Source organism: Pseudomonas sp. MF7453 (assembly GCF_016405455.1).
GTDB lineage: Bacteria > Pseudomonadota > Gammaproteobacteria > Pseudomonadales > Pseudomonadaceae > Aquipseudomonas > Aquipseudomonas paralactis.
On the sequence record NZ_JAEKCN010000001.1, the window covers coordinates 1 to 13,148 of the forward strand.

Consider the following 13,148-nt stretch of genomic DNA (forward strand, 5'->3'; position numbering starts at 1 on the left):
GGCCAGGCACTGTCGGACCACTTGCCGCGAATTGTCGGTCAGCAGGTGCTGATCCTCAGCGGATTGGCCTGCATCCTGATTGGTGGTTTTAACGGTGGCATCGCGGTGTTGCTGGCGGCGCTGTGTTTTGTGTGGCTGCGTCACTTGATGATCAAGCGCCTTGGCGGCACCACGGGCGACACGGCGGGCGCGCTGTTGGAGCTGCTGGAAGTCGCGGTTCTGGTCGGGCTGGCGCTGTAACGCTTTCTTGCAATTCCTTAACTCCGGGTATATACACGCTCTATGCTTGCCTCCCAATGTTTATGCACCAACCTGCGACGTGCCGCCCGTGGCGTCAGCAGGCATTACGACGGCGCTCTCGACGGCTTCGGGATCAACGTCGCCCAGTATTCTTTGCTGTGTAACCTGCAGCGCCTCGACCAACCGAGCATTTCCAGTCTGGCCGAAGCCATGGGCCTAGATCGCAGCACCCTGGGGCGCAACCTGCGTGTCCTGGAAGGCGAGGGGTTGGTGCAATTGGTCGAGGGTGATGACCTGCGCAACCGCCTGGTGTTGTTGACTGAAAGCGGTCAGCAACGATTGGCCGCTGCGTTGCCGGCATGGGAGGCGGCGCAACAGAAACTGATTGATAAGCTCGGCGCCGAAAAGCGCGAAACCTTGTTGGCCTTGCTGGATGAACTTGCCTGAACGGCGGTTTGTTCGACTACAAGCGGGTATATACCCGCGAGCGGAGAATAAAAAATGACCTCGATGTGGCGCACCAGTGGCTGGATCCTTATGGGGAGTGCGCTGATCCTGGCGTTGTCCTTGGGCGTACGGCATGGCTTTGGGCTGTTCCTGGCGCCGATGAGCAGTGAGTTTGGTTGGGGTCGTGAGACTTTCGCCTTCGCCATTGCCTTGCAGAACTTGATCTGGGGCCTGGCGCAGCCGTTTACCGGCGCCTTGGCCGATCGTTTCGGCGCAACCAGAGCGGTGTTTATCGGCGGCGTGTTGTACGCCGTGGGCCTGGTGCTGATGGGCATGTCCGACTCTGCGTGGTCGTTGTCCCTGAGCGCAGGCTTGCTGATTGGTATCGGCCTGTCCGGCACCTCGTTTTCCGTGATTCTCGGTGTGGTCGGTCGCGCGGTACCGCCGGAAAAACGCAGCATGGCCATGGGCATTGCCAGCGCCGCCGGGTCCTTCGGCCAGTTCGCCATGGTGCCCGGCACCCTCGGCTTGATCGGTTGGCTGGGCTGGTCCGCAGCGCTGCTGGCGTTAGGCTTGATGGTGGCATTGATCCTGCCGCTGGTTGCCATGCTCAAGGATCGACCGTTGCCGGTCACGGTCGGTCAGCAAACCCTGCGTGAAGCGCTCAAGGAAGCCTGCTCTCACTCCGGGTTCTGGCTACTGTCTTTCGGTTTTTTTGTGTGCGGTTTCCAAGTGGTGTTTATCGGTGTGCACTTACCGGCATACCTGGTGGACCAACACCTGCCGGCCACGGTGGGCACTACGGTGCTGGCCTTGATCGGTCTGTTCAATGTGTTCGGCACTTATACCGCTGGCTGGCTGGGCGGGCGCATGTCCAAGCCGCGCTTGCTGACCGGCCTGTACCTGCTGCGGGCGGTGGTGATTGTGTTGTTTCTGTGGGCACCAGTCACTGAAGTTACGGCCTATCTGTTTGGTATGGCGATGGGGTTTCTGTGGTTGTCCACCGTGCCGCTGACCAACGGCACCGTCGCGACGTTGTTTGGTGTACGCAACCTCTCGATGCTCGGTGGGATTGTGTTCCTGTTCCATCAGCTCGGCTCGTTCCTCGGTGGTTGGCTGGGCGGGGTGGTCTATGATCGAACCGGCAACTACGATTTGATCTGGCAAGTGGCAATTTTGCTCAGCCTGCTCGCTGCCGCGCTGAATTGGCCGGTGCGTGAGCGGCCGGTGGCACGTATTCAGGCGCAGATGGAGGCAGCATGAGCATGACAGCGCGTCTTATGCTGTTGGCGGTGGGGATGGTGTTGCTGCTGCTGGCCTGGTGGGGCTGGCAGCGGGGCGGCCTGGCGTTGATGCAACTGGGCATGGCGATCTGTTAAGTTGTGGGTCTGAACCGACTCAAGGACTTTTGACATGCAGATGCGCTGGCTCGCTGTACCCGTCCTGATGGCTATCGGCAGCATGGCGATGGCTGCCAGTTGCCCGCCGTTGCTGGAGGGCCAACTGCCCAAGCTGCGGGCCAAGGAATCCATTGACCTTTGCCAGCAATTCGCCGGCAAGCCCTTGGTGATCGTCAACACGGCCAGCTTCTGCGGCTTTGCCCCGCAGTTCAAAGGTTTGGAAGGCTTATACCAACGCTATAAAGGCGAAGGCCTGGAAGTGATTGGTGTGCCTTCCGATGACTTCAAGCAGGAAGCCAAAAGCGGGGAAGAAACCGCCAAGGTTTGCTACGTGAATTATGGCGTGACTTTCACCATGACCGAGCCGCAGAAGGTCAGGGGGCCGGATGCGGTGCATCTGTTCAAGGTCCTGGCCGAGCAGGCCGATGCGGCGCCGAAGTGGAACTTCTACAAGTACGTAGTGGACCGCCAGGGCAACGTTGTCGCCAGCTTTTCCAGCCTGACCAAGCCGGATAGCCCGGAGTTGATCAAGGCGGTGGAGCAGGCCATAGCGTCCAAACCCTGATTCGCGAGCAATGAAAAGCCCCGCCTCCATTACAGGAGAGCGGGGCTTTTTTACACCTGTCTGAATTAGAAGGTGTAGGTCATGCCCAGGCCGAAACCGTTAGCACTGTTTTCGTACTTGGCCCGATAGCTGGCTGTTGAAGGCGCAGCGGCGGTTTGATTAACCTTCACATCTTCTTCTTTGAGGTACGAGTAGGCCAAGTCGATTGTCATGTTATCCATGACTTTGTAACCCAGGCCCACGCTGAAGATCGTGCGGTCACCAGTCGGAATGCGTGGCGAACGGTTGGTGTTGTTCGTCGGTGACTGGTCGAAGGTCAGGCCGGTGCGCAACACCACCTGCTTGGTCAACTGATACGACGTACCTACAGCGTAGGCCCAGGTGTCATGCCAGTTTTGTTCTTCGGTGATGGTGCCGAGCTGACTAGGTGCGAGCAAGCCGCCTGCGGCTGTTACACCGTCGTTGTTGACGGTGATCTCTTTAAGACGGCTCCAGCGCGTCCAGGTTGCACCACCGTAGAGTTTCCAGGCATCTGTCAAATCCTGAGTGACCGACAGATCGTAGGACTCTGGGGTGTCGATTTTCAGCGAAGCGTCGTAACGGTTGTTACGCAGGAAGGGCTGAGTGGCGGCCGGGCCGCTGACGGTCGTGTGTCCTTCCAGCTTGTATTTGACCTTGGAGTGGTAGGTCAGGCCAACGCGGGTGGTATCGGTTGCCTGAACCAATACGCCGATATTGAAGCCCAAGGCGGTATCGTCGCCCTTGATTTTAACATTGGTATCGGAAACCGCCGGGTTCAGGGTCTTCTCCGATTCCAGTACGCCGGCAATACGGTTGAAGGTCGGGCCAAAACCGACGGAAACGCGGTCGTTGAACGCGTAGCTGACCGTCGGTTGGAAGGTGATGACCTTCACTTCGCTCTTGCTGCCAAAGCCAGAGGCCTGTGCGCCTTTTTCGTAGTCAGTTACCAGCCCGAACGGAGCATAGACACCGAAGCCGACGGCCCACTGATCGTTGAGTTTGTTGGTATAAAAACCAAATGGCACGGCGGTGAAAGGAACCATGTCACCTTTGTTGGTGCCGCGAGAGTTGCCCCCGGTGTTGCTGATATCGGTAGAAGCATCAATGGCAGCAACGCCGCCGGTGATCTGTTGACCTTCCAGGCGTGCCATACCGGCAGGGTTACCGAACACAGTGCTTGCATCATCGGCAGAAGAAGATCGACCTGCAAAACCAGTACCCATCCCGCTGACGCTCTGTTCGTTCAGGGCAAAGCCGCTGGCGAAGAGTTGGGAGGATGCCATGGCAACGGCGAGGCTAAGTGTGGTCTTGAGCATTACTTTTTTCATTATTAGAACTCCGAGGTGATCACCGCAGCGGAAAGTAACAATAAATTTGCGATTGCGCTATAGGCTGTAATGCAGGAGATAGAGCGGTTTTGTAGGACAATCCGACCAGATTTCCGCATTTTTGCCGAATCTTGCAATTTGCCCGGTCAGCAGATCGCCTGTTTTATGGAGGGCGCGCAGCTTTGCCAGGCTTGGGTAAAATCCCGCAGCCGACCTTGAGGATGAAATATTTCTTTCCAGATACGCGCCATGCCCAGTACGTCACCCGGGGCGGGCAGCGTCGGGCGATGTTGTTCTACCAGCAACCAGGCAATTGCCGTGGCGTAACGCAGATTCACCGTCAGCTCCAACTGGGGCGCACTCAGAAAGGCATGTTGACTGGCCAGCCCGCGGACCAGACTTGCGCGGTCCGGGTCCAGCGCCAGGTATTCGTCCCAGAGGGCGCGGTGACGGGGCTCGGTGATGCTATAGAGCCCATGGCCGCGGCGATCATGCAGCGCCGAGCCCAGTTCTGACTGGCTGGCGGCAATGCCCAATAACAAGGACTCGGCAGTTGGGTTATGGCAGCCGAGGTAGGTCAAGGTCGGCCTGATCACATAACGACACAATTCGCTGGCGGCAATACCCATACAAGCCTCAGTCCGTAAATGAGGTCGACGAGCCTGAGAAGGAGGGCTTGGCAGCGGTGAATCGGATCTCAGGCCCGTCGCAAGCGGACGATGCCGCTTGAGTTGAAGTGTAGTGTCATATTCATGATGTAAAGGACTGTTTTTAAAACATCTTATTTATTCAGTTATAACGTTTATATCTATCGGTGCTTAGTAAATGCAGGCCAGCGCCAAATTTAAGGCAATAAAAAACCCTGTTTTTTAGACAGGGTTTTTGATTTCAGCGACGTGGTCGATCAGGCAGTCAGTGCCTGACGGGTACGCTCGATCACGGCCTGCAGCGGTTCTGCGCTGGAGTATTGATCGGGGTACAGGCGTTCGCTGTGACGAGCGATGCCGTGTTCATTGACCAGGGTGAAGCTGAAGCAGCCTTTGCGAGCAGCCATGATCAGGCAGTTCATTGGGGCAAAAGCGTTAGTGAGGGTGCGAATGGCATCCTGAGTGTGGATTTGAGCGTTCATATTATTGGTGTTCCTACAAATGACACGGATAAGAACCGTGCAACGTTAAAACGTTCCAGTAACGCTGATCACCATTGATCAAGCGAAGAACCTGACTGGAACAAAGCAGCCAGTTTGAAGCGCTATTAAATTAGGCGCGCTTGGGCTGGCAGGTAGGTACTTAGGAGGGCAGGCAACACAACAGGGGCAAAGGTTCTGGGCCCGGGGTGAAGATCCTGATCAATTTGCAGGTTGGTTCGGTCAGAGTATTTAAACTTCGCGACACCCTTTGCTTGTTCAAAGGCTGTGTCGTCGCAAGCGATACCTGGAAACCATCGAGGTGGTCGATCCCGTGTGGTTCAGGGGACTTTTTCGACCAGAATTGACTTTCAGCTTGGTACTAACGCCGCGGATAGTAACGGATTGAATCAGGGAAAGGAAGGGGGTAGTAAAAAATTTAATCAGCCGCCGAGCCATCCACGATAGACCAGTACGGTCACAGAGGCAGCCAGGGAGCAGCCCAGTCCGTAGGCGGCGAGGGTAAGGCGCAAGGATTGGCCGGTCTCGATCAGTTTCATGACCTCGTGCAGATCATTGATCCTGCCGTCACCCAGTTCGATGCACAGGCTTGCGGCGGTAAAAGCGGCAAAGAGCAAAATCGCGATGGCGAACAGCGCGCCATCCGGGGAGGGGAGCGCGGCATTGATTCCCAGCGATGTCGCGCAGATGGCCAACAGCAACATGGCGAACAGCAGAATTCCTTTCATCGGCCCTACAGGGTTGCGTTGTCGGTGGCGCAGTGTGGCGAGCCGGGACAGATTTGAAAAGCCCCTGGATTTGTCGTGGCAGTAACATGTTTAACGCGTGTTGAATCAAAAAACGCTGACGTTATAACTCGCGAATGGGTACTTGTGCACATTAGTTGCGGCGCGTGTAACCCTCCTGTTGCTCACCGCGAAGCGCGCCCATTTGCCTGTAATCAAAATTTAAGTCAATGAAAAATCTGGCTTTTTTTTATTGGTGAAAAAATCGTCAGTTTGAGCGGGGGCCCCGTGCCATGGGGCTTTGAGCGAGTTCAAGGAGGGTTGTCCACTGAGTTATCCACAGCTTCTGTGGATTGTCCCAAGCGCTTGCTCTAGAACGGGCGTGCAGGTTTTTTTCAGCTTTACCTGTACGAAAAAAAGAGTAGAGTGGCGCGCCTTCCGTTCTGTCCCACAGTGCTTTATGAAGTTTCGCTCAGTATCACCTTCTGTTACCGACACTCCTCCAACTGTTACCGCACCCAAGCGTTTTTCCTTGAAGGTCGCCTTGTGGCTGCTCGACAGCCCGCGTCTGGGCCAGAGCAGCAACGTCAAGCACTTCGCTGGACGTTTGCTCAAACAGCCTGCCCGGGAAGGGGTGGTAGCCGCGCAGAGTCGTCTTGGCCAGCTGATGTGTCGTGAATGCGGGAACGCCCGCGATCGGCGCATTGGTCATGATCTATTACGCTCGGCCGCTCGCGCCGGCGATCGCCTCGCCCAGCGTGAACTGGGCCAGGTCGAAGACTGAGCTGTCTTCGCGCCCTTTGCTTGGTTACCCTTGTTCTTTTTTGGTGATGGCAGAAATGGCTATGGTTTTTGACTGGACCAGTATTGCCCTGGGGCTTGTTGGCGCAGCCGTACCTTTATTGGCGCTGTGCTGGCAGATTCAGCGACGCTTGAACGCGCGCACCACCGGTTGGGAACTGCTGGAAGAGCGCCTGGCAAACGCGCAGCTGGCCCAGGAAGGGCTCGCCGCCCAACTGGATGCCAGCCGTGATGAAATCAGCGACCTGAGCCAGGCCAATGCCGCCAAGCAAGCCGACCTGGCGGCACTGGGCCGCGAAGTCGAACTGTTGCAGATCGACCGCGATAACGCCCGCGATGCCGCCCATGCCTGGAACCTCGATCGCAGCGCCAAAGAAACCGAACTGCGCCGCCTCGATGCGTTGGCTGCGGCCCTGAGCGCGGAACTGCGCGAGCAGCAGGAGAGCCATCAGCAGCGCCTCACCGACCTGCAAGGCTCACGGGACGAGCTTCGTGCGCAGTTCGCCGAGCTGGCCGGCAAAATTTTTGACGAGCGTGAACAGCGCTTCGCCGAGACCAGCCAGGAACGCTTGGGCCAGTTGCTCGATCCACTCAAGGAGCGCATCCAGTCCTTCGAGAAGCGTGTGGAAGAAAGCTATCAAAACGAAGCCCGTGAGCGGTTCTCCCTGGCCAAGGAGCTTGAGCGCCTGCAGCAATTGAACCTGCGCCTGTCGGACGAAGCCACCAACCTGACCCGTGCGCTCAAGGGCCAGAAAACCCAAGGCAACTGGGGGGAACTGATTCTTGAACGTGTGCTGGAACACGCGGGCCTGGAAAAAGGCCGCGAATACCAGACGCAAGTCAGCCTCAAGGGCCCGGATGGCGAGCGCTTCCAGCCGGACGTGCTGATCATGTTGCCGGGCGACAAGCAGGTGGTGGTCGACTCCAAGGTCAGCTTGACCGCCTATCAACAATACGTCGCGGCGGATGACGACGTGATTGGCCAGGCGGCGTTGAAGCAGCATGTGCTGTCCTTGCGTAATCACGTCAAAGGCTTGGCCGGCAAGGACTACAAGCGTCTGGAAGGTTTGCACAGCCTGGATTTCGTTCTGCTGTTCGTCCCGATCGAGGCCGCCTTCTCCGCGGCCTTGCAAGCTGAACCGAATTTGTTCCAGGAAGCCTTCGACCGGCATATCGTGATTGTCAGCCCTACCACCTTGCTCGCCACCCTGCGGGTGATCGACAGCCTGTGGAAGCAGGAGCGACAGAGCCAGAACGCCCGGGAAATCGCCGAGCGTGCAGGTTGGCTGTACGACAAGTTCGTGCTGTTTATCCAGGACCTGGACGAAGTGGGCAACCGACTGCAGCAGTTGGACAAGGCTTACAGCGCGGCGCGCAACAAACTGACGGATGGGCGTGGGAATCTGGTCAGCCGTACCGAGCAGTTAAGATTGCTCGGCGCCCGAGCCAGCAAGAGCCTGCCAGCGGATTTGCTGGAGCGAGCAATGACGGATTCGGATGGCGTGGCGCATCTCCCCGAATAGACTTGGGGCCAAATGTGGGAGAGGGCTTGCTCCCGATTTGTAGGAGCGAGCTTGCTCGCGAAAAACCCATAGGCGCCGCGTTTATTCAGGAAACACGCGTTATCGTTGACGTCTTTCGCGAGCAAGCTCGCTCCTACAGAGGCAGATGCCTGCTCAATAGGGCCCGCAACGCCGCCGGTTTCACCGGCTTGGCCAGGTAATCCAGCCCCGCCCCATGCACCTGCGCCACCATCTCCGGGCGTCCGTCGGCACTGATCACCACGCCTGGGATCGGCTCGGCCAATTGGGCCCGCAGCCAGCCCATCAGTTCGGTGCCGGTTTCGCCGTGGTCCAGGTGGTAATCCACCAGCGCCAGTTGTGGTCGCATACCGTCGGCCAGCAGCGCTGCGCACTGGGCCTGGTCGGTGGCCGTCCAGACTTCGCAGCCCCAGCGCGTCAGCAGGCTGCGCATACCGATCAGAATGCTTTCCTCGTTATCCACGCACAGCACCCGCGCACCGCTCAGGGGCAGGCCATTCTCTACGGCGGCTTTTGGCTGAGGGCTTGCCTGGTTGCGCGCCAGCGGCACGCACACGCTAAACACGCTGCCTTTGCCCGGCCACGAGCGCACGCTCAGGCGATGGCCCAGCACGCGGCACAGTCCGTCGGCAATCGCCAGGCCCAGTCCCAGGCCCTTCTCGGCGCGGGTCTGGTGGCTGTCCAGGCGCTTGAACTCTTCGAAAATCACCTTTTGCTTATCCGGTGGAATGCCCAGGCCTCGATCCCATACTTCCAGGCACAGTTCACCTTCGCGTCGACGTACGCCCAGCAACACAGGACCGTCGGCATAACGGAAGGCATTGGTCAGAAAATTCTGCAAGATCCGCCGCAGCAACTTGATGTCGCTGTCCACCCGCAGACGGCTGCCGCGCCAACGAAAGCGCAAGCCTTGCTCATGGGCCAGCGCCTTGAATTCTGCGCCCAGTGTGTCGAATAGCTCACTGAGTACAAAGGGCTGGCGTTGTGGGTTGATCTTGCCGTTTTCCAGGCGCGATATATCCAGCAAGTCGCTGATCAGGTCTTCGGCCGAGCGCAACGAGCTGTCCAGATGCTGCACCAACTGCCGTGCCTCGTCGGACAGGCCATCGTGCTGGTGGGAGAGGGCGGCGGAGAATAACCGCGCCGCGTTCAACGGTTGCATCAGGTCATGACTGACTGCCGCCAAAAACCGCGTCTTCGACTGACTGGCAGATTCGGCCACGCCTTTGGCGTCGGTCAGCGCCACGTTGAGCTGCGACAGCTCATGGGTGCGCTCGGTCACGCGTTGCTCCAGGCCCTCGTTGGCCTCGGTCAACGCTTGTTCGGCTTCGCGGAACGCGGTGATATCGGTGAAACTCATGACAAAACCGCCACCGGGCATCGGGTTGCCGATCAACTCGATTACCCGGCCATTGGGGAACAGGCGCTCGGAGGTATGCGCGCGACCCTGGCGCATCCAGTGCAGGCGTCGCGCCACATGCACCTCGGCTTCACCCGGCCCGCACAAACCGCGCTCGGCGTTGTAGCGAATGATGTCGGCAATCGGCCGGCCAACGCTGATCAAACCGTCCGGGTAGTTAAACAGCTCCAGGTAGCGGCGGTTCCAGGCCACCAGCTTGAGCGACTGGTCCACCACGCTGATGCCCTGGGTGATGTTCTCGATAGCGCCTTGCAGCAGGGCGCGGTTGAATTGCAGCACCTCGGAGGCTTCGTCGGCGATGCGTACGACGTCCTCCAGCTGCATTTCCCGCCCTTCGATCGCAGCTTTCACCACTGCCCGCGTCGAGGAGGCGCCGAGTACGCCGGCCAACAAACGCTCGGTATGGGCGATCCAATCGTTGTCGGCATTCTGGTTGGGGTTAAAACCTTTGCCCTGGCGATAGGCGAAGCGGATAAAGCTCTGCTGGGCACGCTCCTCACCGACAAAGCGTGCAGCCAGGCTCAGCAGGTCGCTGATCTGCACCGACAACATGGATCGTGCGCTGGCGCGCTGGCTGATTTCCTGGCCGATAAAACGGCCTGCCTGCCAGTGTTCGGAAACCCGCGTACGCGACAGCATCGACACCCACACGAAGAGGGTGAAGTTACCCGCCAGGGAGCACACGGTGCCCAAGGTCAGCGACGTCACCGACAGCCCGAATGGGTGGGAGTGCATCCAGGTCAGGCCGGGGAAAAGGCTGAGCGACCAGCCAAGACTTTTCGCCGTCACCGGTAGGACCAAGGTGTAGAACCACAGGAAAGTCCCGGCGGCCAGACCGGCAAATACACCACGGCGGTTGGCCTGCTTCCAGTAGAGCGCGCCGAGCATCGCCGGTGCCAGTTGGGTCACGGCGGCAAAAGCGATCTGGCCGATGGTGGCCAGGCTGGCGGTCGAGCCCAGCAGGCGGTAGCTCACATACGCCAGCAGCAGAATGATCACAATGCTCACCCGGCGTACCGAGAGCATCCAGTGGCGGAACACTTCGAACGGCCGTTCGGCGCTGGAGCGGCGCAGCAACCAGGGCAGCAGCATGTCGTTGGAGACCATGGTCGACAACGCGATGCTCGCCACGATGACCATGCCGGTGGCTGCCGACGCCCCGCCGATGAATGCCAGCACGGCGAGGGCCGGATGGGCCTGGGCCATCGGCAGGCTGATCACGTAGGAGTCGGGCAGCACTGAACCGGGCAACAGCATTTTGCCGCCCAGGGCGATGGGCACTACAAACAGCGCGGCGAGGATCAAGTACGCCGGGAACACCCACTTGGCCAGGCGCAGATCCTGCGGGTCAATGTTCTCGACGACGGTCACATGAAATTGCCGGGGCAGGCAGATGATCGCCATCATCGCGACGCCGGTCTGCACCACCATTGAGGGCCAGTTGATGGTTTCTTTCCAGTATTCCTCCAAGCGCGGCGCGAGCATGGCCTGGCTGAACAGATCGCCGAAACCGTCGTACAAGCCGTAGGTCACAAACGCACCGACCGCGAGAAATGCGAACAGCTTGACCAGGGACTCAAAGGCAATCGCCAACACCATGCCCCGGTGGTGTTCGGTGGCATCGAGGTTGCGCGTACCAAACACGATGGTAAACAGCGCCAGCACCAGCGACACGATCAAGGCGGTGTCCTGAGCCCGGGTGCCGGTGGTGTCGGGTCCGGCGCCGATCAACAGGTTTACGCCCAGCACAATACCTTTGAGTTGCAGGGCGATGTAGGGCAGCACGCCGACCAGACAGATCAACGCCACCACCACCGCCAGGGATTGGGATTTACCATAGCGAGCGGCGATAAAGTCAGCGATGGAGGTGATGTTTTCCTGCTTGCTGATCAGGATCATCTTCTGCAGCACCCAGGGCGCCAACACCAGTAACAGCACGGGGCCCAGGTAGATCGGTAAAAACGCCCACAGCTGCTCGGCGGCTTGGCCTACCGCTCCGAAGAACGTCCAGCTGGTGCAGTACACCGCCAGCGACAAGCTATAGACCCACGCACGCACCCGTGGCGGCAGCGGCGCATGGCGGCGGTCACCGTAAAAGGCGATTGCAAACATAATGGCCATATAGGCCAGGGCAACGGCGGCGATCAGCCCGCTGGACAGCGTCATGGTAACTCCGAGCATAAGAACACCCGGGCATTCCGGGCCCGGTTGGACAGTCTCGCATGATGCCTGTTGTTAGTCAGTGTCGACCAAGGTCGTGTGGGATCTAATGTCGCAGGTGCGTTCAGCGCGGGGGCAGGGTTTTCTGGCGCAGGATGTAGATCGTCACCAGCACGGCGCTGGTCAGCATGAAGCCGCGAGCCCACGGCAACGGCACCAGGTAACAGGACAGCGCAATGCTCAGCCACATCAGGCCGATGGCGTAGACCTTGCCCTTGAGGGGAATGCCGTTGCCCTCCAGGTAATCACGAATCCATGGGCCCAGCCGTGGGTGGTCCACCAGCCAGTGGTAGAAACGCGGGGAGCTTCGAGCGAAGCAGGCGGCGGCCAGCAGCAGAAAGGGCGTGGTTGGCAGTACCGGCAGGAAAATGCCGATCACTCCCAGCGCTACGCTCAGCCAGCCGATGGCCAGCAGTACGTAGCGCAGGAGCAGTGAACGGTTGCCCATGGGTGCCACGGGCAAGCGACTCAGTGGTGACGTGGCTTGAGGATCGCCGGTTTTTCGTCAGGCGCGTTGCACAGCAGATACAGCGCGGTCAGGGCTTCCGGGATCTGCACGATCATGTCGTCCATCAAGTTGGCATCGGCGGCGATGTCGGAAAACTCTGCTTCTTCTTCGAACAAGCCCGAGCCGACCATGATCGGCAGGAGCATTTCGCTGACTTCTTCTTCAGCGGTTTCGAACCAGGCGGCTTCACGCAGGAACACGCCTTCCATGAAGCCAATGCACCAGCCGCGCAGGTCGGAGTCATCCGGGTCGTCGCCCAGGTCGAGGTCGCATGGCAGCTCGAACTCTTCGTCGGCGGCCAGTTGGCGTGCGATGTGGGCCTTGAGGGCGATCAGGGTGGATTCGATCTCTTCGCGCTGGGCGGCGTCGCTGTAATGAGGCTCTTCAGCGAACAGTGCGTCGATCCATTCACGGTCCGGGACGGGGTCGGAGCAGATCGACAGGGCGGTCAGGTAGCCGTGGGCGGCCACGTAGTCCAGCGCCTCGTCATGCAGCTCATCGGCGTCGAGGAAGGCTTGCAGGCGGGTTAGTTGCTCAGCGAAGGACATTGAAGGGCTACCTTGGGAATAAACGATGCTGAATTCTAGGCTTTCTTGAGCGCCCAGGCCAGCCGCACGGCATATTTGCCCGGTTTTAGAGCGAGCGTCTATTCGTCAGTCGCGCCCTTTGGCCTGTGACGCTCGGGTATACTGCCGCGTTTTGTGATGCCCCTGCAGGCCCAGCGCCAATCCGGGAAAACTTCGCTTACGGATTATTTTCCGTGAAAGCGCGTTTTTTCGGCCAGC

General features: G+C 59.2%; 13 protein-coding genes. 6 read left to right on the forward strand and 7 right to left on the reverse strand.

The features are described from left to right. The 4 genes from JFT63_RS00005 to JFT63_RS00020 all read left to right on the forward strand — a co-directional run. The coding region (locus tag JFT63_RS00005; RefSeq protein ID WP_198843153.1) for an adenosylcobinamide-GDP ribazoletransferase at positions 1-240 on the forward strand (240 nt) is incomplete at its 5' end. 42 nt (positions 241-282) lie between these two features. Beyond that, entirely contained in the window at positions 283-687 is a 405-nt protein-coding gene (locus JFT63_RS00010; RefSeq protein WP_005790150.1) for a MarR family winged helix-turn-helix transcriptional regulator, read from the forward strand. A gap of 63 nt (positions 688-750) precedes the next feature. Next, the gene (locus JFT63_RS00015) at positions 751-1,950 is read left to right on the forward strand and encodes an MFS transporter (RefSeq protein WP_167346918.1); all 1,200 of its coding nucleotides are present in this window, start codon (positions 751-753) and stop codon (positions 1,948-1,950) included. A gap of 150 nt (positions 1,951-2,100) precedes the next feature. After that, positions 2,101-2,652: a glutathione peroxidase gene (locus JFT63_RS00020; RefSeq protein WP_198843154.1), complete on the forward strand. Its 552-nt coding sequence runs from the start codon at positions 2,101-2,103 to the stop codon at positions 2,650-2,652. A 65-nt stretch (positions 2,653-2,717) separates the two neighbouring features. Here JFT63_RS00020 and JFT63_RS00025 read toward each other — a convergent pair whose 3' ends face one another. The 4 genes from JFT63_RS00025 to JFT63_RS00040 all read right to left on the reverse strand — a co-directional run bounded on the left by JFT63_RS00025 (position 2,718) and on the right by JFT63_RS00040 (position 5,876). Continuing rightward, positions 2,718-4,001: an OmpP1/FadL family transporter gene (locus tag JFT63_RS00025; protein WP_057700939.1), complete on the reverse strand. Its 1,284-nt coding sequence runs from the start codon at positions 3,999-4,001 to the stop codon at positions 2,718-2,720. A 146-nt stretch (positions 4,002-4,147) separates the two neighbouring features. Further along, entirely contained in the window at positions 4,148-4,630 is a 483-nt protein-coding gene (locus JFT63_RS00030; RefSeq protein ID WP_198843155.1) for a hypothetical protein, read from the reverse strand. Positions 4,631-4,905: 275 nt separating this feature from the next. Continuing rightward, positions 4,906-5,130 (reverse strand): hypothetical protein, encoded by a 225-nt coding sequence (locus JFT63_RS00035; protein WP_005790139.1) that lies wholly within the window; start codon positions 5,128-5,130, stop codon positions 4,906-4,908. A gap of 440 nt (positions 5,131-5,570) precedes the next feature. Then, positions 5,571-5,876, reverse strand: coding sequence for a hypothetical protein (locus tag JFT63_RS00040; protein ID WP_198706419.1), 306 nt, complete (start codon positions 5,874-5,876; stop codon positions 5,571-5,573). Positions 5,877-6,333: 457 nt separating this feature from the next. Between JFT63_RS00040 and JFT63_RS00045 the strand changes: the two genes are divergently transcribed. Further along, a complete protein-coding gene (locus JFT63_RS00045; RefSeq protein ID WP_057700936.1) occupies positions 6,334-6,657 on the forward strand; it encodes a hypothetical protein in 324 nt (107 codons plus the stop codon). Positions 6,658-6,832: 175 nt separating this feature from the next. Further along, a complete protein-coding gene (gene rmuC, locus JFT63_RS00050; protein WP_198843472.1) occupies positions 6,833-8,197 on the forward strand; it encodes a DNA recombination protein RmuC in 1,365 nt (454 codons plus the stop codon). Between the two features lie 133 nt (positions 8,198-8,330). Here the strand turns inward: rmuC and JFT63_RS00055 are convergent, their stop codons facing one another. From JFT63_RS00055 to JFT63_RS00065, 3 genes are all read right to left on the reverse strand, one after another. Then, positions 8,331-11,801 carry a hybrid sensor histidine kinase/response regulator gene (locus tag JFT63_RS00055; protein ID WP_198843156.1) on the reverse strand — a complete coding sequence of 1,157 codons (3,471 nt, stop codon included), beginning with the start codon at positions 11,799-11,801 and terminating at the stop codon, positions 8,331-8,333. Positions 11,802-11,919: 118 nt separating this feature from the next. Then, the gene (locus JFT63_RS00060; protein WP_198843157.1) at positions 11,920-12,303 is read right to left on the reverse strand and encodes a YbaN family protein; all 384 of its coding nucleotides are present in this window, start codon (positions 12,301-12,303) and stop codon (positions 11,920-11,922) included. 20 nt (positions 12,304-12,323) lie between these two features. Further along, positions 12,324-12,911: a UPF0149 family protein gene (locus JFT63_RS00065; protein WP_057700933.1), complete on the reverse strand. Its 588-nt coding sequence runs from the start codon at positions 12,909-12,911 to the stop codon at positions 12,324-12,326. Between the last annotated feature and the right edge of the window lie 237 nt (positions 12,912-13,148).

Excerpts from the sequence above, each read along its gene's own strand:
- JFT63_RS00010 (WP_005790150.1), top strand. The coding sequence starts at position 283 with ATGCTTGCCTCCCAATGTTTATGCACCAACCTGCGACGTGCCGCCCGT.
- JFT63_RS00015 (WP_167346918.1), top strand. The coding sequence starts at position 751 with ATGTGGCGCACCAGTGGCTGGATCCTTATGGGGAGTGCGCTGATCCTG.
- JFT63_RS00020 (WP_198843154.1), top strand. The coding sequence starts at position 2,101 with ATGCAGATGCGCTGGCTCGCTGTACCCGTCCTGATGGCTATCGGCAGC.
- JFT63_RS00025 (WP_057700939.1), bottom strand. The coding sequence starts at position 4,001 with ATGAAAAAAGTAATGCTCAAGACCACACTTAGCCTCGCCGTTGCCATG.
- JFT63_RS00030 (WP_198843155.1), bottom strand. The coding sequence starts at position 4,630 with ATGGGTATTGCCGCCAGCGAATTGTGTCGTTATGTGATCAGGCCGACC.
- JFT63_RS00035 (WP_005790139.1), bottom strand. The coding sequence starts at position 5,130 with ATGAACGCTCAAATCCACACTCAGGATGCCATTCGCACCCTCACTAAC.
- JFT63_RS00040 (WP_198706419.1), bottom strand. The coding sequence starts at position 5,876 with ATGAAAGGAATTCTGCTGTTCGCCATGTTGCTGTTGGCCATCTGCGCG.
- JFT63_RS00045 (WP_057700936.1), top strand. The coding sequence starts at position 6,334 with ATGAAGTTTCGCTCAGTATCACCTTCTGTTACCGACACTCCTCCAACT.
- JFT63_RS00055 (WP_198843156.1), bottom strand. The coding sequence starts at position 11,801 with ATGACGCTGTCCAGCGGGCTGATCGCCGCCGTTGCCCTGGCCTATATG.
- JFT63_RS00060 (WP_198843157.1), bottom strand. The coding sequence starts at position 12,303 with ATGGGCAACCGTTCACTGCTCCTGCGCTACGTACTGCTGGCCATCGGC.
- JFT63_RS00065 (WP_057700933.1), bottom strand. The coding sequence starts at position 12,911 with ATGTCCTTCGCTGAGCAACTAACCCGCCTGCAAGCCTTCCTCGACGCC.